Source organism: Enterobacter wuhouensis (assembly GCF_035835995.1).
Lineage (GTDB): Bacteria > Pseudomonadota > Gammaproteobacteria > Enterobacterales > Enterobacteriaceae > Enterobacter > Enterobacter wuhouensis.
In genome coordinates, this window is sequence record NZ_CP142124.1 from 3347195 (window position 1) to 3367621 (window position 20427).

The following is a 20427-nucleotide window of genomic DNA, read 5'->3' on the forward strand; positions in this document are numbered from 1 at the left end:
TCTTATGGTCATAATATTTATAACGAGGTCGAAAGGAGTAACGGTTTTATATACCGTTTGGTGATTTAGAAGCAGAAAAGGGAATAAGGGGTGCGGCCTGATGCCCTCACCCCGGCCCTCTCCCACAGGGAGAGGGAGAAAGGCCATTACAGCGCCAGCAGGCGCTCTACGGACGGCGCGAAATAGTAGCCGCCGGTCACCGGTTTGGTGAAGCGCAGCATGGCGTCGCGCTTGCCGTCGGTATCGCCGAACATGCTCAGCAGCTGCTGCTCAATGTTATACAGGCGCGCGCAGTAGGCGCAGAAGTAAAGGCCGTGCGTGCCGCTTGCCGTGCCGTACGGCAGGCTCTGGCGGACAATCTTCAGCCCTTTGCCGTCTTCTTTCAGATCAACGCGGGTCAGGTGAGAGGTAACGGGACGGTCGTCGCCGTCGATCTCTTCGTTGGCGTCTTTGGTTCGGCCAATCATCATCTCCTGGTCATGCACGCTCATGCGGTTAAGCTGCTTGAGGTTGTGCTCCCAGCGCTGCACGAACACGTAGCTGCCGCCCGCGTCCACGCCGTCTTTGATCACCGCCACGTCGCGACGCGTCTCTTCACCCGCCGGGTTTTCCGTTCCGTCGACGAAGCCGCTCAGATCGCGCTCTTCAACCCAGCGGAAACCGTGAACCTCTTCCTGCACCTCGATGCTGTCGCCAAAGGCCTCAACCGCCGCCTGAGCAACGGAGAAGTTCACGTCGTGACGCAGAGAAAGAATATGGATCAGCACGTCGTACTGGTTGGCTGGCGCAAGGCCCTTGCCGTAAGGGATGAAGTCTTTTAACTCTTCCGCCCCTTCCCCACCGCTCAGCTGACGCCAGACGTTATTGCCAAAGGCAACAACGGCGCCAAGGTGAGCTTCCGGGAATTTGGCCTGGAAGGTGGCCAGTTTATCCACGAAAACTTTACTGGCCGCACGCAGGGCATCCACGTCCCCTTTTACATTGGCTTCAATCCAAATCGCCGCGCGGCAATGTTCTGGCAAAATGCCGCTCTGAACCTGAGACATCGCTCCTCCTGAAATAAAGATGCCACGTCAGCGTGGCATTGATGGCGGCTATTATACCCGGATTTCAGCGAGGCGGTTTGTTCAGGCGCAAATTACTGCTTCCAGATTATTTTGCTCACTTTCCAGTTTTTCAGCGTGTCGTCGGACGGCATTAGCCCCTCCGGGCCGCTCCACTCGCCGGTGAACAGGTAGGAGATATGCTGGCTGCCTTCAGCCTTACATTCTACCGCCACCTTGTCGTCCGACGGCACGCTGGTGCAGTTGCCGAACGCCTGCTTATAGAGATCGCCAAACGGCGTACCCACCTTCACGCCGCTGGCGGTTGGAATGTCTTCATCCATCACCGCGATACGGTTTACCGTGCCTTTATCGCCGTTAATCACCAGCGCAAGCGTGTCGCCCTTCAGCGCTTCGTAATAACGCACAATATTGCCATTCTCCGTTTTCATGCCGCTGCGCAGCCGGTAGTCGCTGCTCAGGGCGTCCTGAATGGCGTCCTGATCGAGCGCCGTTGAGGCGGTAATTTTTCCTACGCCCTGCTCGGTCACTTCGATGGAAGAACCAAACCAGTTCCACGGATACGCAGCAGACCAGTTGATGGAAGAGAGCGTCGAACAGCCGGTCAACGCCAGCGGGAGAGCGCATAAAAGTAAACGCAGCGATTTCATTGAAACGTCCTTTCTTGTTAAATCAACGCTTGTTGGAGTGCGGCATCGGCAAAAAGTGCCGGATTAATCATCCTGATGCGTAAAACAGGCGCGCAGACGCGGGTTAGTGAGCAGCCACAGCAGCGCCACGATATCCGCCACCACCAGCGCAATGCCGATGCCCGTAAGCGGCTCACCGCGCCACCAGAGAACCGGCTGCCAGAAGAGCAGCGCAATCTGGGCCAGGATCAGCAGCCAGCGAAGCGCGGCCCATAAGCGCGGGATAAGATGCCGCCGTCCGCTGACCAAAAACGCCATTACGGCCGGAATGCCCGGCAGTAAACCAAGCCAGAACGCATCGTGATCGGGATAGAAGAGGTTCAGCAGCGTGTCGCCCTGCCCGCGCGACGCCCCGGCCATCACGAACAGCACCCAGGTGCGGGCCTGCAGCAGGAGTACGCACCAGAACAGAAAAGGCAGCCTGACGCGGCCCTGCGCGTCATAGTCTGCCGGGTGAATTTCAGTACTCTTCATCTTCGATCAGGCGCTTACCCAGGGTCAGCACGTCGGCGTGCTCGTAGCCCAGACGTTCATACATCCCCAGCACCACGTCGTTATCTTCCCGCACCATGATCTGGATTTTCGGGCAGCCGCGGGCGATGAGTTTCTTTTCAAGACGATTGAGCAGCGCGTTAGCAATGCCGCGCGCCCGGTATTCCGGGTGAACGCCCAGATAATAGGCCGAACCGCGGTGGCCGTCGTAACCGCCCATCACCGTTCCGACCACCTCGCCGTTGACTTCTGCGACCAGAAACAGGCTAACGTCGTGATTCACCTTACGCTCGATGTCCATTTCCGGGTCGTTCCACGGACGCAGCAGATCGCAGCGCTCCCAAAGGGTGATCACCTCTTCGAAATCTTCCTGGCGAAAAACGCGTATCTCCATGGTATTAACCGCCTTTTCGGGTTTAAAAACAGTGATTATGGCGTGAACCGCGCGTTTAGCCAATAACCGGGGAAAATCTCGCCAAAATTTGGCATAATGTCACTTTGTCACGTATTGAAATGAAAAGTAAAACAATTATCAATAAGGACTGTCGTAACGGTAATCACGATACGATATAACACCAGGATCGCAATTTTTACTATTCAGGCCGCATGAGCACATTCAAACCATTAAAAGCACTCACATCGCGTCGTCAGGTTCTCAAAGCGGGGCTGGCGGCCTTAACGTTAACGGGCATCGCTAAGCAGGCTCAGGCTAAAGACGAGAGCACGCTTAAAACCAGTAACGGACACAGTAAACCCAAAGCCAGGAAGCCGGGGGCGAAGCGCCTGGTGATGCTCGACCCGGGCCACGGCGGCATTGATACCGGCGCCATCGGCAGAAACGGTTCGAAAGAAAAACACGTCGTGCTGGCGATTGCAAAAAATGTGCGATCGATTTTACGCAGCAACGGCATTGACGCCCGCCTGACGCGCTCTGGCGACACCTTCATTCCGCTGTACGACCGCGTGGAGATTGCCCATAAGCACGGCGCGGATCTGTTTATGTCGATTCACGCCGACGGCTTTACCAACCCGTCGGCGGCGGGCGCGTCGGTGTTTGCGCTTTCCAACCGCGGCGCCAGTAGCGCCATGGCAAAATACCTCTCCGACCGCGAAAACCGCGCGGATGAAGTCGCCGGGAAGAAAGCCACCGACAAAGACCATCTGCTGCAGCAGGTGCTGTTTGACCTCGTGCAGACGGACACCATCAAGAACAGCCTGACGCTCGGGTCGCATATTCTGAAGAAGATTAAGCCGGTGCACCGCCTGCACAGTAAAGGCACGGAACAGGCGGCGTTTGTGGTGCTGAAATCCCCGTCGATTCCGTCGGTGCTGGTGGAAACCTCCTTTATCACCAACCCGGAAGAGGAGCGTCTGCTCGGCACCACGGCGTTTCGCCAGAAGATCGCCAACGCGATTGCCTCCGGTATCATCAGCTACTTCAACTGGTTCGATAACCAGAAAGCGCACTCCAGGAAACGTTAATGAAACCCAATGCACAGCTGGTCAAAACTTTCCTGCTGCAGCTGCAGGATGACATTTGCCAAAAACTGGCCGCCGCAGACGGCGGTGAATTCCAGGAAGATAGCTGGCAGCGCGAAGCGGGCGGCGGCGGCCGCAGCCGCGTGCTGCGCAACGGCGGCATCTTCGAGCAGGCGGGCGTGAATTTTTCCCACGTTCACGGCGACGCGATGCCTGCGTCTGCAACGGCGCATCGCCCTGAGCTGGCAGGCCGCAGCTTCGAGGCGATGGGCGTCTCGCTGGTGGTGCATCCTCACAGCCCGTTTGTGCCGACCAGCCACGCCAACGTGCGCTTTTTCATAGCGGAAAAGCCCGGCGCCGATCCGGTCTGGTGGTTTGGCGGCGGTTTTGACCTCACGCCCTACTACGGCTTCGAAGAGGACGCCGTGCACTGGCACACCACCGCGCGAGACATTTGCCTGCCGTTTGGCGAGGACGTCTACCCGAAATTTAAAAAATGGTGCGATGACTATTTCTACCTGAAGCACCGGGACGAGCAGCGCGGCATCGGCGGGCTGTTCTTTGACGATCTCAACACGCCCGATTTTGATACCGCGTTCAGCTTTATGCGCGCGGTGGGTGAAGGCTACACCGACGCGTACCTGCCCATCGTTGAGCGCCGCAAAGACACCGACTACGGCGTGCGCGAGCGTGAGTTCCAGCTTTACCGCCGCGGACGGTACGTGGAGTTTAACCTGGTGTGGGATCGCGGGACGCTGTTCGGCCTGCAGACCGGCGGACGCACGGAGTCGATTCTGATGTCGATGCCGCCGCTGGTGCGCTGGGAATACAGCTACGAACCAAAAGAAGGCAGTCCGGAGGCTGCCTTGAGAGAGTTTATTCAGGTTCGGGACTGGGTGTAACCCTTGACCCTTACCCCTTACCCCGGCCCTCTCCCCAAAGGGGCGAGGGTGAAAAGACGGCTCGGAGCAGTCCCCTCTCCCCTCAGGGGAGAGGGTTAGGGTGAGGGGTAGGGTTAATTACAATGGCTGCGTCTGCGCCTCAACCACCGCCAGCGCCACCATGTTCACGATACGACGCACAGACGCAATCGGCGTTAGCACATGCACCGGCTTCGCCACGCCCATCAGCACCGGCCCCACGGTTACCCCTTCAGAACTGGAGACGCGCAGCAGGTTATAGCTGATACGCGCCGCCTCCACGTTTGGCATGATCAGCACGTTCGCCGAGCCTTTCAGCGGGCTGTCCGGCATGCGCTCATTACGGATGCTCTCCACCAGCGCGGCATCGCCGTGCATCTCGCCGTCAATCATCAGCTCCGGCGCACGCTCGCGCACCAGCTCCAGCGTCTGACGCATTTTGCAGGCCGCCGGGGATTTAGACGAACCGAAGTTAGAGTGCGACAGCAGCGCCACCTTCGGCTCAATGCCAAAGCGACGCACGGTTTCCGCCGCCATCACGGCGATCTCCGCCAGCTGTTCCGGGGTCGGATCGTCGTTGACGTAGGTATCGGCAATAAAGGTGTTGCCGCTCGGCAGCAGCAGCGCGTTCATCGCACCGGCGGTATGAACGCCTTCGCGATAGCCGAAGATCTCCTGCACCACGCTAAAGTGCTCGTGGTAATCGCCGATGGTGCCGCAGATCAGCGCATCCGCTTCGCCGCGATGCACCATGATCGCGCCGATCACCGTGGTATTGCTGATGACCGCTTTCTGCGCCTGCTCCTGGGTGATCCCCCGGCGCTTCATGATCGCGTAGTACTCGTTCCAGTACTCCTTAAAGCGCGGATCGGATTCGTTGTTAACGATCTCGAAGTCTACGCCCGGCTTGATCTGCAGCCCCAGCTTCTGGATACGCATCTCAATCACGCTCGGACGACCAATCAGGATCGGCTTCGCCAGGCCTAAGGTGATCAGCTCCTGCGTCGCGTGCAGCACGCGCGCCTCTTCCCCTTCCGCCAGCACCACGCGCTTCGCGTCGGCGCGCGCCTGAGAGAAGATCGGCTTCATAAACAGGTTGGTTTTGTAGACAAACTCGGTGAGCTTATCGACGTAGGCGTCGAAGTCCTGAATCGGACGCGTCGCCACGCCGGAGTCCATCGCCGCCTTCGCCACCGCCGGTGCAATTTTGACAATCAGGCGCGGGTCGAACGGTTTTGGAATAATGTAGTCCGGGCCAAAGCTCAGGTCCTGATCGCCGTAGGCGGAGGCCACCACTTCGCTCTGCTCGGCGTGCGCCAGCTCGGCGATGGCGTGAACCGCCGCCAGCTTCATCTCTTCGTTGATCGCCGTTGCGCCAACGTCCAGCGCGCCGCGGAAGATGAACGGGAAGCAAAGCACGTTATTCACCTGGTTCGGATAGTCCGAACGGCCGGTACATATGATGGCGTCTTCACGCACCGCTTTCGCCAGCGGCGGCAGAATTTCCGGCTCCGGGTTCGCCAGGGCCAGGATCATTGGCGCACGCGCCATCTTCTTCACCATCTCCTGGGTCAGCACCTTCGGACCCGAGCAGCCGAGGAAGATATCCGCGCCGTCAATCACCTCCTCAAGCGTGCGTTTGCCGTCGTCTTCCACCGCGTACGCCGCCTTGGTTTCCGCCATGTTCGGCTCGCGGTCTTTATAGATCACGCCCTTAGAATCGCAGACCACGATGTTGTGTTTCTGCATCCCCAGCGCCACCAGCAGGTTCATACAGGCAATCGCCGCCGCGCCCGCGCCGGAGACCACCATGCGCACGTCGGAGAGGTTTTTCTCGACCACGCGCAGGCCGTTGAGAATGGCGGCGGTGCTGATGATCGCCGTGCCGTGCTGGTCATCATGGAACACGGGAATGTTCATGCGCTCGCGCAGCTTCTGCTCGATGTAGAAACATTCCGGCGCTTTGATGTCTTCCAGGTTGATGCCGCCGAAGGTCGGCTCCAGCGCGGCCACCACGTTGATGAATTTATCGGGATCGAGTTCGTCCACTTCGATATCAAACACGTCGATACCGGCGAATTTCTTAAACAGAACGCCCTTCCCTTCCATCACCGGCTTACCGGCCAGCGCGCCGATATTACCTAATCCCAGCACCGCCGTGCCGTTAGAGATCACCGCCACCAGGTTGCCGCGCGCGGTGTATTTATAGGCGGCGAGCGGGTCTTTTTCGATCTCAAGACACGGGGCTGCTACGCCCGGCGAGTAGGCCAGCGCCAGATCGCGCTGTGTTGCCAGCGGCTTGGTGGGGGAAACCTGGATTTTACCCGGGACAGGAAACTCGTGAAAATCGAGGGCACTCTGCTTCAACTGCTCATCCATCTTATTTTTCCTTTCACGTATCGGTCAAAAAGGGTGATGTTGACGTTCCTATGCACACCCTGGCGTGCCGCATAGTATCGCCGCAGGCGGCCCCCTAAACTTTGAAGGCTGCCAAACTCTCACCATTGCGGAGCAAAAATTGTTATCAATTTATAACATCCATGTTACCCGTCTCAGAAAGCAATGCCTCCCCCGTCTGCTATGCTTTTTTGTTAAGTCCATCATGATTTTCGCAGAAGTGTGAACTAACGCACTCGACTAACTCTTTTATTTCCAAGGAGTAATTATTTATGAACCAGCTAGACGGCATCAAACAATTCACCACCGTGGTCGCCGACAGCGGCGATATCGAGTCCATTCGGCACTATCAGCCCGAAGATGCGACCACTAACCCGTCGCTGCTGCTAAAGGCAGCGGGGCTTGCCCATTTTAGTCATCTGATTGATGACGCCATTGCCTACGGTAAACAACGCGGCAAGACGCAGGAGCAGCAGGTCGCCGAGGCCAGCGACAAGCTGGCGGTCAATTTCGGTGCGGAAATTCTGAAAAGCATTCCTGGTCGCGTCTCGACCGAAGTGGACGCCCGCCTCTCGTTCGACCAGGAGAAAAGTATTAACAAAGCTCGTCACCTGGTCGAACTCTACCAGGAGCAGGGGATCGATAAATCACGCATTCTGATTAAGCTCGCATCGACGTGGGAAGGCATCCGCGCGGCGGAAGTGCTGGAAAAAGAGGGTATCCACTGCAACCTCACGCTGCTGTTCTCCTTTGCGCAGGCGCGCGCCTGCGCCGAAGCGGGCGTGTTCCTCATCTCGCCTTTCGTTGGGCGCATTTACGACTGGTATCAGGCCAAACAGCCGATGGACCCTTACGTGGTGGAAGAAGATCCCGGCGTGAAGTCGGTGCGTAATATCTACGACTACTTCAAACAGCACCGCTACCAGACCATCGTAATGGGGGCGAGCTTCCGCCGCACCGAGCAGATCCTGGCGCTGGCAGGATGCGATCGTCTGACCATCTCCCCTGACCTGCTGAAAAAGCTGCAGGAGAGCGACGAAACGGTGATCCGCAAGCTGGTGCCGACCTCTACCGTATTGCCAAAACCCAAAGCCATGACGGAAGCGGAGTTCCGCTGGGAGCATAATCAGGACGCAATGGCCGTTGAGAAACTGGCGGACGGCATCCGCCAGTTCGCCGTCGATCAGCGCAAACTTGAAGACCTTCTCGCCGCCAAACTTTAACCTTGCCACGGAGTGAACTATGTCCCGTAAAGAGCTAGCCAACGCCATTCGCGCCCTCAGCATGGATGCCGTGCAAAAAGCCAATTCCGGCCATCCCGGCGCCCCAATGGGCATGGCCGACATTGCCGAAGTGCTGTGGAACGACTTCCTCAAGCACAACCCGAACGATCCCACCTGGTACGATCGCGACCGTTTTATTCTCTCTAACGGCCACGCCTCGATGCTGCTCTACAGCCTGCTGCATCTCTCCGGCTACGATCTGCCGCTTGAGGAGATTAAAAACTTCCGCCAGCTGCACTCCAAAACGCCGGGCCACCCGGAGATCGGCTATACGCCCGGCGTAGAAACCACCACCGGGCCGCTGGGTCAGGGCTTAGCCAACGCGGTCGGGCTGGCGATTGCCGAACGCACGCTGGCGGCGCAGTTTAACCAGCCGGAACATGAGATTGTCGATCATTACACCTACGTGTTTATGGGTGACGGCTGCCTGATGGAGGGGATTTCCCACGAGGTCTGCTCGCTGGCAGGCACGCTGGGGCTGGGCAAGCTGATCGGCTTTTACGATCACAACGGCATCTCTATCGACGGGGAAACCGAAGGCTGGTTTACCGACGACACGGCAAAACGCTTTGAGGCCTACCACTGGCACGTGGTGCATGAGATCGACGGGCACGACCCGGAGGCGGTGAAGAGAGCGATTCAGGAAGCGCAGAGCGTGAAGGACAAACCGTCCCTGATTATCTGCCGCACCACCATCGGCTTTGGCTCCCCGAACAAGGCGGGCAAAGAAGAGGCGCACGGCGCGGCGCTGGGTGAAGAGGAAGTGGCGCTGACCCGCCAGAAGCTGGGCTGGAAATATCCTGCCTTTGAAATTCCGAAGGAGATCTACCGGGCGTGGGACGCGCGTGAAGAGGGCGAGAAGGCCCAGCATAGCTGGAACGAGAAGTTTGCCGCCTATAAGAAAGCGCATCCGGATCTGGCCGCCGAGTTTTCCCGCCGCATGAGCGGGGGTCTGCCAGAGGATTGGGAAGCGAAAACCCAGGCATTGATTGAAGATCTCCAGTCCAACCCGGCGAAAATTGCCACCCGCAAGGCGTCGCAAAACACCCTCAACGCGATCGGCCCTATCCTGCCGGAACTGCTGGGCGGCTCTGCTGACCTTGCCCCGAGCAACCTGACCATCTGGTCCGGCTCAAAATCGCTGAAAGAGGATATAGCCGGGAACTACATCCACTACGGCGTGCGCGAGTTTGGCATGACGGCTATTGCCAACGGCATCGCCCACCACGGCGGATTTGTGCCCTATACCGCCACCTTCCTGATGTTCGTCGAGTACGCCCGAAACGCGGCGCGCATGGCGGCGCTGATGAAGGCGCGGCAGATTATGGTGTATACCCACGATTCCATCGGGCTGGGCGAGGATGGGCCAACGCACCAGGCCGTCGAGCAGCTGGCAAGCCTGCGCCTGACGCCGAACTTCAGCACCTGGCGTCCGTGCGATCAGGTAGAGGCCGCAGTGGGCTGGAAGCTGGCGGTGGAGCGTCATAACGGACCGACCGCGCTGATCCTGTCGCGTCAGAACCTGGCGCAGATTGAGCGCACGCCGGAGCAGGTGAAAAACATCGCCCGCGGTGGTTACATCCTGAAAGACAGCGGCGGCAAGCCGGACGTGATCCTGATTGCCACCGGCTCCGAAATCGAGATCGCCGTTAAAGCAGCGGAAAAGCTGACCGCCGAAGGTCACGCGGTGCGCGTGGTGTCATTGCCTTCCACGGACATCTTCGACGCGCAGGACGAGGCGTACCGGGAATCGGTTCTGCCTTCTAACGTCGCGGCGCGCGTGGCGGTAGAGGCCGGGATTGCCGACTACTGGTACAAGTACGTCGGGCTAAAAGGGGCCATCGTCGGGATGCGCGGCTACGGTGAATCGGCGCCTGCCGACAAGCTGTTCCCGTACTTCGGCTTTACCGTTGAGAACGTGGTGGAGAAGGCGCTGAGCGTGATCTAGTGCGGCCTGCGCTGCCGGGTGGCGCTGTCGCTTACCCGGCCTACAAAATTGGGTGGCTTTGCCACCCTTTTTTATACCACCCGTATACCCGCCGCCATCGCCCGCTCCGGCGTTAACAGCACGCTTTCGCTGGCGTCATCGGTTTCCGCACAGAGCAGCATGCATTCGGACGTTTCGCCGCGCATTTTGGCTTTCGCCAGATTGCACAGCACCACCACCGTTTTCCCCATCAGCTCCTCCTCCCGGTAGTAAGGCACCAGGCTGGTGACCGTTTGCAGCGTTTTGCCGCCCACCTCGATCTGCGCGATGTAGAGCTTATCGGCGTTGGCGTGACGCTTAACGTCGATTATTTTTCCCGTGCGGATCTCCAGCTTTGCAAAGTCATCATAGGCAATCGTGTCCATACTCTCTCCTTAGTAAAATTTTACTAAATATTAGCACGGTATTTGCGGGAAGCAATGGGCAGGATATTTAGTAAAAACTGATGCATGTCCTGGCTCATCCTTTACAATGGGTTATCACGTGGGGAATAAGGACAAACATGGCAACGCTCAAAGACATCGCGACGGAGGCTGGCGTTTCGCTGGCGACGGTATCCCGGGTTTTAAACGATGACCCAACGTTGAACGTAAAAGAAGAGACCAAACACCGCATTCTGGAGATCGCTGAAAAGCTGGAATATAAGAGCACAACGTCCCGCAAAATGCAGTCTGCCGCGGTGGGTCAGCAGCACATTCTGGCACTCTATAGCTACCAGCAAGAGCTGGAAATTAACGACCCTTACTACCTTGCCATCCGCCACGGCATTGAGACGCAGTGTGAAAAGCTCGGCGTTGAGCTAAGCAACTGCTACGCCAATGCTACCCTGCCGGAAGGGAAAAAACTCACCGGCGTGTTGATTGTGGGCAAGCCCTCTTCCGCCGTCCTGCGCGCTGCGACGGCGTTAACGGATAACATCTGCTTTATCGATTTTCACGAACCGGGCAGCGAGTACGATTCCGTCGACATTGACCTGTCGCGGATCAGCAAACAAATCATTGATTTCTTTATCGCTCAGAACGTTAAGCGCATAGGTTTTATTGGCGGAGAGGATGAACCCGGCAAAGCCGATATCCGCGAAGCGGCCTTTGTCGAGTACGGTAAGCTGAAGGGCGTGGTCTCAGAACAGGATATCTGGCGCGGCGGTTTTTCCAGCTCCTCCGGTTACGAGCTGGCAAAAACGATGCTGGCGCAGGAAAGCTGGCCCGCTGCGCTGTTTGTGGCATCCGACTCGATAGCCATCGGCGTATTGCGCGCGATCCACGAGAAGGGGCTTTCCATCCCTCAGGATATTTCACTCATTAGCGTCAACGATATCCCGACCGCCCGCTTCACCTTCCCGCCGCTCTCCACGGTGCGCATTCACTCCGAAATGATGGGCAGCCAGGGCGTTAACCTGCTGCTGGAAAAATCCCGCGATGGCCGGGCGCTGCCGCTGCAAGTCTTCGTGCCTAGCGTGCTAAAACTGCGCGGCACCACGCGCTAATATCCCTCCTCAATTTCTCTGCCGGGCATGCCCGGCATTTTTTTATTTCGTGATCGAGTTAAAGCAAATCAGTTTTACTGATTTTATTTAGTAAAATATTTACTAAAATCCCCAGCAATGATGTTTTACCCCTACAGGGAGATCGCATGAATCGCTGGGAAAATATTCAACTTACGCACGAGAACCGGCTCCCGCCGCGCGCGTATTTCTTCTCTTATGATACCGTCGCCCAGGCGCGCACCTTTGCCCGCGAGGCCAGCAGCCGCTTTTTGTCGCTAAGCGGCCGGTGGAATTTTCGTTTTTTCACTAACCCGCTGCTGGTACCGGAGGACTTCACGTCACGGTACATGACGGACTGGGGCGATATCGCCGTGCCAGGCATGTGGCAGATGGAGGGCCACGGCAGCCTGCAGTACACCGACGAAGGCTTTCCCTTCCCGGTAGACGTGCCGTGGGTGCCTACGGATAATCCAACCGGGGCGTATCAGCGCTACTTCACGCTCTCGGACGGCTGGCAGGATAAGCAGACCCTCATCAAGTTTGACGGGGTTGAAACCTATTTCGAAGTCTACGTGAATGGCCGCTACATTGGCTTTAGCAAAGGCAGCCGGCTGACCGCCGAGTTTGATATCTCTGACGCAGTGCACGGCGGGCAAAACCTGCTGTGCGTGCGGGTGATGCAGTGGGCGGATTCGACCTACATTGAAGATCAGGACATGTGGTGGACGGCGGGCATTTTCCGCGACGTCTATCTGATCGGCAAAAATCAGGCCCACGTGCGCGACCTGACGATCAAAACCACCTTTGACGACGCCTACAAAGACGCCACCCTCTTCTGTCAGCTTGAGCTGGAAAACCTGGCCCCGCACGCATCAGCCGTATCGCTGGAGTATGCCCTCTACGACGGCGAAGCGGTGCTTCATCAGGGCACAGCCGGCAGCCTTTCCGTCACGCACAGCGCGGAAACCGCCTTTAGCATTGAGGTCAAACAGCCTCGGCAGTGGTCTGCGGAATCGCCCTATCTCTACCATCTGGTAGTAACGCTAAAAGATGCGAACGGGCAAACGCTGGAGGTTATCCCGCAGCGTATTGGTTTTCGCGACATCAGGGTGCGCGGCGGTCTGTTCTACGTTAACAATCACTACCTGAAGCTGCACGGCGTAAACCGCCACGACAACGATCACCAGAAAGGCCGCGCGGTAGGCATGGATCGCGTGGAGCGCGACCTGATCCTGATGAAGCAGCACAACATCAACTCTGTACGCACCGCCCACTACCCGAACGATCCGCGCTTCTACGAGCTGTGCGACATCTACGGCCTGTTCGTGATGGCGGAGACGGATGTGGAGTCTCACGGCTTTGCCAACGTCGGCGATCTGAGCCGCATCACGGACGATCCTGCATGGGAGCATGTCTACGTTGAGCGCATCGAGCGCCACATCCACGCCCAGAAAAACCATCCATCAATCATTATCTGGTCGCTTGGAAACGAGTCCGGCTACGGCTGCAATATCCGCGCCATGGCGCGGGCGGCAAAAGCGCTGGACGACACGCGCCTGCTGCATTACGAAGAAGATCGCGACGCCGAGGTGGTGGATATCATCTCCACCATGTACACCCGCGTGCCGCTGATGAACCTATTCGGCGAGTTTCCGCACCCTAAGCCGCGCATTATCTGCGAATACGCCCACGCGATGGGCAACGGCCCCGGCGGCTTAACCGAGTATCAAAACGTCTTCGATCGCCACGACTGCATTCAGGGGCACTACGTCTGGGAGTGGTGCGATCACGGCATTCAGGCAACGGACGCCAGCGGCAGTACCTACTACGCCTACGGCGGCGACTTTGGTGATTACCCGAACAACTACAACTTCTGCCTCGACGGGCTGATCTACTCCGATCAAACGCCGGGTCCGGGCCTGCGCGAATACAAGCAGGTGATTGCCCCGGTCAAGCTGCGCTGGCAGAACGGCGAGCTGCACGTTGAAAACCGCCTCTGGTTCACCACGCTGGATGATTACACCCTGCTGGTTGAGGTGCGTGCCGAAGGCGAAACGCTGCACAGCCAGCCGCTGACGATTGCCGGGCTGGCCCCCAACAGCGCCCGCCGCGTGAGCCTGAACGTGCCGGAACTCGACGAGCGCGAAGCGTTCCTGACCGTGCGCATCAGCAAAAACAGCCGCACGCGCTACAGCGAAGCCGGGCACGAGATCGCGGTGTACCAGTTCCTGTTAAAGGCGCGAACCGCACGCGCCTTACCCTTACTCAACACCAGTGCCGCGCCGCTCAAACTGGAAGAGGATCGGCTGAGCTGCACCGTCACCGGGCACAATTTCCGCGCGCATTTCTCAAAAGTGACGGGGAAACTGAGCGCCTGGCAGGTTAACGGCGAGGAACATATCACCCGCGAGCCGAAGATTAACTTCTTCAAGCCGATGATTGATAACCACAAGCAGGAGTATGAGGGGCTGTGGCAGCCGAACCACCTGCAGATTATGCAGGAGCATCTGCGCGGCTTTGCGGTCGAGCAGCTGGACGATGCGGTGATCGTGACGACCCACACCCTGATTGCCCCGCCGGTATTTGATTTTGGCATGCGCTGCACCTACCGCTGGCGCATTGCCGCCGACGGGCAAATCAACGTTGAGCTGAGCGGCGAACGCTACGGTGATTACCCGCACATCATCCCGTGCATCGGCTTTACCCTCGGCATCAACGGCGAGTTTGATCGGGTGAGCTACTACGGACGCGGCCCCGGAGAGAACTACCCGGACAGCCAGCAGGCCAGCATCGTCGATCTGTGGCATACCACGGTGGACGACATGTTTGAAAACTATCCGTTCCCGCAGAACAACGGCAACCGCCAGCAGGTGCGCTGGGCAACGCTCGCCAACCGCCACGGCAGCGGCCTGCTGGTGGTGCCTGAACGGCCCATTCACTTCAGCGCCTGGCACTATACGGCAGAAAACATCCACGCCGCGCAGCACTGCAACGAACTGCGTCGCTGCGATGACATCACCCTCAACCTCGATAGTCAGGTGCTGGGTTTAGGCTCTAACTCCTGGGGAAGCGAAGTGCTGGATTCCTGGCGCGTCTGGTTCAGACCGTTCCGCTACGGCTTTACCCTGCTCCCGTTCGAAGGTGGCCTGAACGCCGCGCAGGCGCTGGCGCACCAGCCGTTCGGCACCGGTTTCTTCTCCATGAATTCGCTCAGCGAGGCAGACAAATGATCGTTCTCGACAGCCTGGAACAGTTCCAGAAACTTTACCGCGCGGGGCGCAAATGGCAGCGCTGCGTAGAGGCCATTAACAACATCGACGCCATTCAGCCCGGCGTTGCCCACTCGATTGGCGATTCGCTGGCCTACCGCGTGACCCATGATGCCAGCACGGACGCGCTGTTCGTCGGCCATCGCCGCTATTTCGAGGTGCATTACTACCTGCAGGGCGCGCAAAAAATCGAGTACGGCGCAAAAGAAGCCCTGCAGGTGGTGGAGTGCTACCGGGATGAAACCGACCGCGAATACCTGAAAGGCGTGGGCCTTACCGAGCAGGTGCGCGAGGGGCAGATAGTGATTTGTGAGAATCACGAGGCCTATCGCTTCATCAGCGAGGAGGCGGTTAAAAAAGTCATTCTCAATGTGACCATCGAAGACGGTTATTTCCATAACAAATAAAAAATCCGCGGTGCCAATGAAGCACCGCTATCCTCGTACCCGGAGAAACGTTATGTCTGAAACCACCAAGCGTAATACCATCGGCAAATTCGGCCTGCTGTCGCTGACGTTTGCCGCCGTATTCAGTTTTAACAACGTTATCAACAATAATATCGAGCTGGGCCTCGCCTCGGCGCCGATGTTCTTTTTAGCCACCCTGTTCTACTTCATTCCGTTCTGCTTGATTATCGCGGAGTTTGTCTCGCTGAATAAAAACTCCGAAGCCGGGGTGTACGCCTGGGTGAAAAGTTCGCTTGGCGGGCGCTGGGCGTTTATTACCGCCTACACCTACTGGTTCGTAAACCTGTTCTTTTTCACCTCGCTATTGCCGCGCGTCATCGCCTACGCCTCTTATGCCTTTTTGGGGTATGAGTACATTCTCACGCCGTTTGCCACCACGGTGCTGAGCATGGTGCTGTTCGCCTTCTCGACCTGGGTGTCCACCAACGGGGCGAAAATGCTGGGGCCGATTACCTCCGTTACGTCCACGCTGATGCTGCTGCTAACCCTCTCCTATATTCTGCTGGCCGGTGCAGCGCTGATGGGCGGCGTGCAGCCGGCCGACCCGATTACCGTCGATGCGATGATCCCGAACGTTAACTGGGCGTTCCTCGGCATCACAACCTGGATATTCATGGCCGCCGGGGGCGCGGAGTCCGTCGCGGTGTACGTTAACGACGTGAAGGGCGGCTCAAAATCCTTCGTGAAGGTGATTATCCTGGCAGGGATTTTCATCGGCGTGCTGTACTCCATCTCCTCGGTGCTGATTAACGTCTTTATCAGCAGCAAAGAGCTGAAATACACCGGCGGCTCGGTGCAGGTCTTCCACGGTCTGGCGGTGTGGTTTGGCCTGCCGGAAGTGCTGATGAACCGCTTTGTCGGGCTGGTTTCCTTTACCGCAATGTTTGGCTCCCTGCTGATGTGGACGGCGACCCCGGTCAAAATCTTCTTCTCTGAAATCCCGACCGGCATTTTTGGGCCAAAGACCGTAGCGCTGAACGAAAACGGCGTCCCGGCGCGCGCGGCATGGTTCCAGTATCTGATTGTCATCCCGCTCATGATCATCCCGACCCTGGGCTCGAACACCGCGCAGGATCTGATGAATACCGTCATCAACATGACCGCCGCCGCCTCGATGCTGCCGCCGCTGTTCATCATGCTGGCCTACCTTAACCTGCGCCGCAAACTCGATCACCTGCCGCGCGATTTCAAAATGGGCTCCCGCACCACGGGCATAGTGGTGGTATCAATGCTGATTGTAATATTCGCCATTGGCTTTGTGGCCTCTACCTTCCCGACCGGTGCCAATATTCTGACGATAATTTTCTACAACGTCGGCGGCATTGTTTTATTCCTCGGATTTGCCTGGTGGAAATACAGCAAATACGTAAAGGGATTATCAAAAGAACAACAACAAATAGAAGCATCACCTGCGTCAAATATTCACTGACGGTGAAGTAATGGATATTCTCTCTTTGGGATGAGTGCATGAAAATAAAAGATAAAACCCTTGGGGCGCTTGCCGCCCTCTCTTTCTGCTGCCCCGCATTTGCCGCAGAAGACGTCCGGCCAGCCGAACGCGACGATACCCGAACGCCGGAAATCACCTCGCCGTCCTTCCGTTTTTATGGCGAGATGGGCGTCGGTGGATATATGGATGTAGAAGGCCAGGATAAACATAAATACAGCGATGGCACCTACATTGAAGGTGGCCTGGAAATGAAGCACGGGAACTGGTTCGGCCTGATTTACGGGGAAGGCTGGACGGTTCAGGCCGACCATCAGGGGAACGCCTGGGTGCCTGACCACGGCTGGGGCGGATTTGAAGGCGGGCTTAACCGCCTTTACGGCGGGTACAAAACCGATAACAGCACCGAAATCATGCTCAGCCTGCGTCAGGACTCCTCTCTCGACGACCTGCAGTGGTGGGGCGATTTCACACCGGATTTAGGCTACGTGATACCCAACACCCGCGACATTATGTATGCGCTCAAGGTGCAGAATCTCTCGGGCAACCTGCGCTACAGCGTTACCGCGACGCCTGCAGGCCATCACGATGAGGGTAAAGCCTGGCTGCATTTTGGCAAATACGATCGCTATGACGACAAATATACCTATCCGGCAATGGCCAACGGCTACATCCAGTATGACATCGTAAAGGACGTGACCTGGATGAACGGCCTTGAAGTCACCGATGGAACCGGGCAACTCTTTTTGACCGGCATTCTGTCGCCTAATCTGGCGGCGCGCGCCTGGCATCACACCGGACGCGCCAGCGGAAAGGACGTCTCAGGCACCGAAACCGGCTATATGGTCAGCGCCATGGTGGAAGCCCTGAAAGGGGTTTATCTCTCCACCGCCTACAGCTACGCGAAGCATCGTCCGGACAATGCTGCCGACGAAACCACGTCGTTTATGCAGTTTGGTATCTGGTACGAGTACGGCAACGGACGCTTTGCCACCGCCGCCGACAGCCGTTTCTACATGAAAAATGCCTCTGGTGACCCAAGTGACCAGGTTTTCCTGATGCAATACTTCTACTGGTAAAAGGATCTTCCATCATGAAATTCAGCCTTACACCGCTGGCCTGCGCGCTGGCGCTCAGCTTTTCTGCTCACGCCGCCACCGCGACCGACTTCAAAAACGTCATCAACCGGACCGGGGCGCCGGAATACATGCACGATTTCGATTATGACGACCACCAGCGCTTTAATCCCTTTTTCGATTTGGGTGCCTGGCATGGGCATCTGCTGCCGGACGGGCCGCAAACGCAGGGGGGATTTCCCGGCGTAGCGCTGCTCACCGAAGAGTACATCAACTTTATGGCGACCAATTTCGACCGCCTCACCGTCTACCGGGACGGTAAAAAAGTCGATTTTACCCTTGAGGCTTACAGCCTGCCCGGCGCGCTGGTTCAGAAGCTGAGTGCGAAAGAGGTGCAGATCGACATGACGCTGCGCTTCGCCACCGCGCGCACCTCGCTGCTGGAAACCCGCATCACCAGCAACGCGCCCCTTGAGCTGGTGTGGGACGGCGAACTGCTGGAAAAGCTGGAGGCTAAAGAGGGCAAACCGCTGTCGGATAAGACCATCGACGGCGCGTATCCGGATTACCGGCGCAACATAGTCCCCACGCGTGACGGCCTGAAGGTCACCTTCGGCAAGGTGCGCTCGACCTGGGATCTGCTCACCTCCGGCAGCTCTGAATACCAGATCCACAAGTCGATACCAGCAGACACCACGGTCGACGGGCATCGCTTTACCAGCCGGGCGCACGTTACGGGCAGCACCACGCTGTATACCACCTACTCCCATCTGCTGAACGCCGATGACGTGAAGCGCGAGCAGGTGCAGATCCGCGATATTCTGGCACGCCCCGCCGCGTACATGTCGGCCTCGCGGGAGCGCTGGGAGGACTATCTGCACAAAGGCTTAACCAATCCCAATGCCACGCCGGAGCAAACCCGGGTCGCGGTGAAAGCCATTGAGACGCTGAACGGCAACTGGCGCTCGCCGGGCGGCGCGGTGAAGCACAATACCGTAACCCCGTCCGTCACCGGACGCTGGTTCTCCGGCAACCAGACCTGGCCGTGGGATACCTGGAAACAGGCATTCGCCATGTCGCACTTCAATCCGGATATCGCCAAAGAGAACATCCGCGCGGTCTTCTCGTGGCAAATCAAACCTGACGATCCGGTGCGCCCGCAGGATGCCGGCTTTGTGCCGGATCTTATCGCCTGGAACCTGAGCCCGGAACGCGGGGGCGACGGCGGCAACTGGAACGAACGCAACACCAAGCCGAGCCTGGCCGCATGGTCGGTAATGGAGGTGTACAACACAACCCAGGACAAAGCCTGGCTTGCGGAAATGTACCCAAAACTGGTCGCCTATCACGACTGGTGGCTGCGCAACCGCGACCACAACGGAAACGGCGTGCCGGAGTACGGCGCGACGCGCGACAAGGCCCATAATACCGCGAACGGCGACATGCTTTTTACGGTGAAAAAAGGCGATAAGGAGGAATCCCTTTCCGGCCTGAAGAATTATGCCAAAGTCATCGACAAGGGCCATTACGACAGCCTGGCGATCCCGGCGCAGGTTGCGGCCTCGTGGGAATCGGGGCGCGATGACGCCGCCGTATTCGGTTTTATCGATAAAGCGCAGCTGGATAAATACGTCGAAAACGGCGGTAAGCGCAGCGACTGGGTGGTGAAGTTTGCCGAAAACCGGGATAAACAAGGCAAGCTGCTGGGTTATTCGCTGCTGCAGGAGTCCGTCGACCAGGCGAGCTATATGTACAGCGACAATCACTATCTGGCGCAAATGGCCAGCCTGCTGGGGAAAGAGCGGGAAGCCAGCCGCTACCGCCAGCTGGCGGATAGGCTCGCGGCCTACATCAATACCTGCATGTTCGATGCGAAGAGCGGTTTTTACTATGACATTCGTATCGAGGATAAGCCGCTGGCGAATGGCTGTGCGGGTAAGCCTATCGTCGAGCGCGGGAAAGGGCCGGAAGGCTGGTCGCCGCTGTTTAACGGGGCCGCCACGCAGGAACATGCTGACGCGGTGGTAAAAGTGATGCTCGATCCGAAAGAGTTCAACACGTATGTGCCGCTCGGCACCGCCGCGCTGACCAATCCGGCATTCGGCCCGGATATCTACTGGCGCGGCCGGGTCTGGGTCGACCAGTTCTGGTTTGGGCTAAAAGGGATGGAGCGGTATGGCTACCGTGAGCAGGCACAAACCCTGGCGGAGACCTTCTTTAAGCACGCGAAGGGGCTAACGTCCGACGGTCCGATTCAGGAAAACTACAACCCGCTGACCGGGGCGCAGCAAGGCGCGCCGAATTTCTCGTGGAGCGCGGCGCATCTTTACATGCTGTATAACGACTTCTTCCGTAAACAGTAACGGGGAGC

Annotated in this window: 16 protein-coding genes; 10 read left to right on the top strand and 6 right to left on the bottom strand. The window is 57.9% G+C overall.

Features of this window, described 5'->3' with window-relative positions; all coding sequences use genetic code 11:
- Positions 1 to 146 precede the first annotated feature (146 nt).
- From VPX56_RS15990 to VPX56_RS16005, 4 genes are all read right to left on the bottom strand, one after another.
- Positions 147 to 1046, bottom strand: coding sequence for a Dyp-type peroxidase (locus VPX56_RS15990; protein ID WP_326467581.1), 900 nt, complete (start codon positions 1044 to 1046; stop codon positions 147 to 149).
- 92 nt (positions 1047 to 1138) lie between these two features.
- A complete protein-coding gene (locus tag VPX56_RS15995; protein WP_326467583.1) occupies positions 1139 to 1714 on the bottom strand; it encodes an RpoE-regulated lipoprotein in 576 nt (191 codons plus the stop codon).
- Between the two features lie 63 nt (positions 1715 to 1777).
- Positions 1778 to 2227 carry a DUF2919 domain-containing protein gene (locus tag VPX56_RS16000; protein WP_326467584.1) on the bottom strand — a complete coding sequence of 150 codons (450 nt, stop codon included), beginning with the start codon at positions 2225 to 2227 and terminating at the stop codon, positions 1778 to 1780.
- Entirely contained in the window at positions 2214 to 2639 is a 426-nt protein-coding gene (locus VPX56_RS16005) for a GNAT family acetyltransferase (protein ID WP_003861292.1), read from the bottom strand. The genes VPX56_RS16000 and VPX56_RS16005 overlap by 14 nt, the downstream gene beginning before the upstream one ends.
- 212 nt (positions 2640 to 2851) lie before the next feature.
- Here VPX56_RS16005 and amiA point away from each other — a divergent pair, with 212 nt between their 5' ends.
- Positions 2852 to 3727, top strand: a complete 876-nt coding sequence (gene amiA, locus VPX56_RS16010) for an N-acetylmuramoyl-L-alanine amidase AmiA (RefSeq protein ID WP_131634786.1) — start codon at positions 2852 to 2854, stop codon at positions 3725 to 3727.
- Entirely contained in the window at positions 3727 to 4626 is a 900-nt protein-coding gene (hemF, locus tag VPX56_RS16015; RefSeq protein WP_326467586.1) for an oxygen-dependent coproporphyrinogen oxidase, read from the top strand. Before amiA ends, hemF begins: the two co-directional genes overlap by 1 nt.
- Positions 4627 to 4743: 117 nt before the next feature.
- Here the strand turns inward: hemF and maeB are convergent, their stop codons facing one another.
- Positions 4744 to 7023, bottom strand: a complete 2280-nt coding sequence (gene maeB, locus VPX56_RS16020; protein ID WP_326467588.1) for an NADP-dependent oxaloacetate-decarboxylating malate dehydrogenase — start codon at positions 7021 to 7023, stop codon at positions 4744 to 4746.
- A gap of 290 nt (positions 7024 to 7313) precedes the next feature.
- On the opposite strand from maeB, the gene tal reads away from it, so the two are divergent.
- Together tal and tkt are read left to right on the top strand one after the other, a co-directional pair.
- On the top strand, positions 7314 to 8264 hold the full coding sequence (gene tal / locus VPX56_RS16025) for a transaldolase (RefSeq protein ID WP_131634782.1): 951 nt from the start codon (positions 7314 to 7316) through the stop codon (positions 8262 to 8264).
- Positions 8265 to 8283: 19 nt separating this feature from the next.
- Positions 8284 to 10272, top strand: a complete 1989-nt coding sequence (tkt, locus tag VPX56_RS16030) for a transketolase (RefSeq protein WP_131634781.1) — start codon at positions 8284 to 8286, stop codon at positions 10270 to 10272.
- A 71-nt stretch (positions 10273 to 10343) separates the two neighbouring features.
- On the opposite strand, the gene VPX56_RS16035 is transcribed toward tkt, so the two are convergent.
- A complete protein-coding gene (locus tag VPX56_RS16035) occupies positions 10344 to 10676 on the bottom strand; it encodes a tRNA-binding protein (protein WP_131634780.1) in 333 nt (110 codons plus the stop codon).
- Positions 10677 to 10813: 137 nt separating this feature from the next.
- Between VPX56_RS16035 and ebgR the strand changes: the two genes are divergently transcribed.
- The 6 genes from ebgR (at position 10814) to ygjK (ending at position 20419) form a co-directional block, all read left to right on the top strand.
- Positions 10814 to 11797 (top strand): transcriptional regulator EbgR, encoded by a 984-nt coding sequence (gene ebgR / locus VPX56_RS16040; RefSeq protein WP_131634779.1) that lies wholly within the window; start codon positions 10814 to 10816, stop codon positions 11795 to 11797.
- A 146-nt stretch (positions 11798 to 11943) separates the two neighbouring features.
- Positions 11944 to 15027, top strand: a complete 3084-nt coding sequence (gene ebgA / locus VPX56_RS16045) for a beta-galactosidase subunit alpha (protein ID WP_326467592.1) — start codon at positions 11944 to 11946, stop codon at positions 15025 to 15027.
- Positions 15024 to 15473: a beta-galactosidase subunit beta gene (locus VPX56_RS16050; RefSeq protein WP_326467594.1), complete on the top strand. Its 450-nt coding sequence runs from the start codon at positions 15024 to 15026 to the stop codon at positions 15471 to 15473. The genes ebgA and VPX56_RS16050 overlap by 4 nt, the downstream gene beginning before the upstream one ends.
- Before the next feature lie 52 nt (positions 15474 to 15525).
- The gene (locus VPX56_RS16055) at positions 15526 to 16962 is read left to right on the top strand and encodes an amino acid permease (RefSeq protein WP_131634776.1); all 1437 of its coding nucleotides are present in this window, start codon (positions 15526 to 15528) and stop codon (positions 16960 to 16962) included.
- Between the two features lie 38 nt (positions 16963 to 17000).
- Positions 17001 to 18059, top strand: coding sequence for a protein YgjJ (gene ygjJ / locus VPX56_RS16060; RefSeq protein ID WP_326467597.1), 1059 nt, complete (start codon positions 17001 to 17003; stop codon positions 18057 to 18059).
- A gap of 14 nt (positions 18060 to 18073) precedes the next feature.
- Positions 18074 to 20419: an alpha-glucosidase gene (gene ygjK, locus VPX56_RS16065; protein WP_131634774.1), complete on the top strand. Its 2346-nt coding sequence runs from the start codon at positions 18074 to 18076 to the stop codon at positions 20417 to 20419.
- The last annotated feature ends 8 nt before the right edge of the window (positions 20420 to 20427 follow it).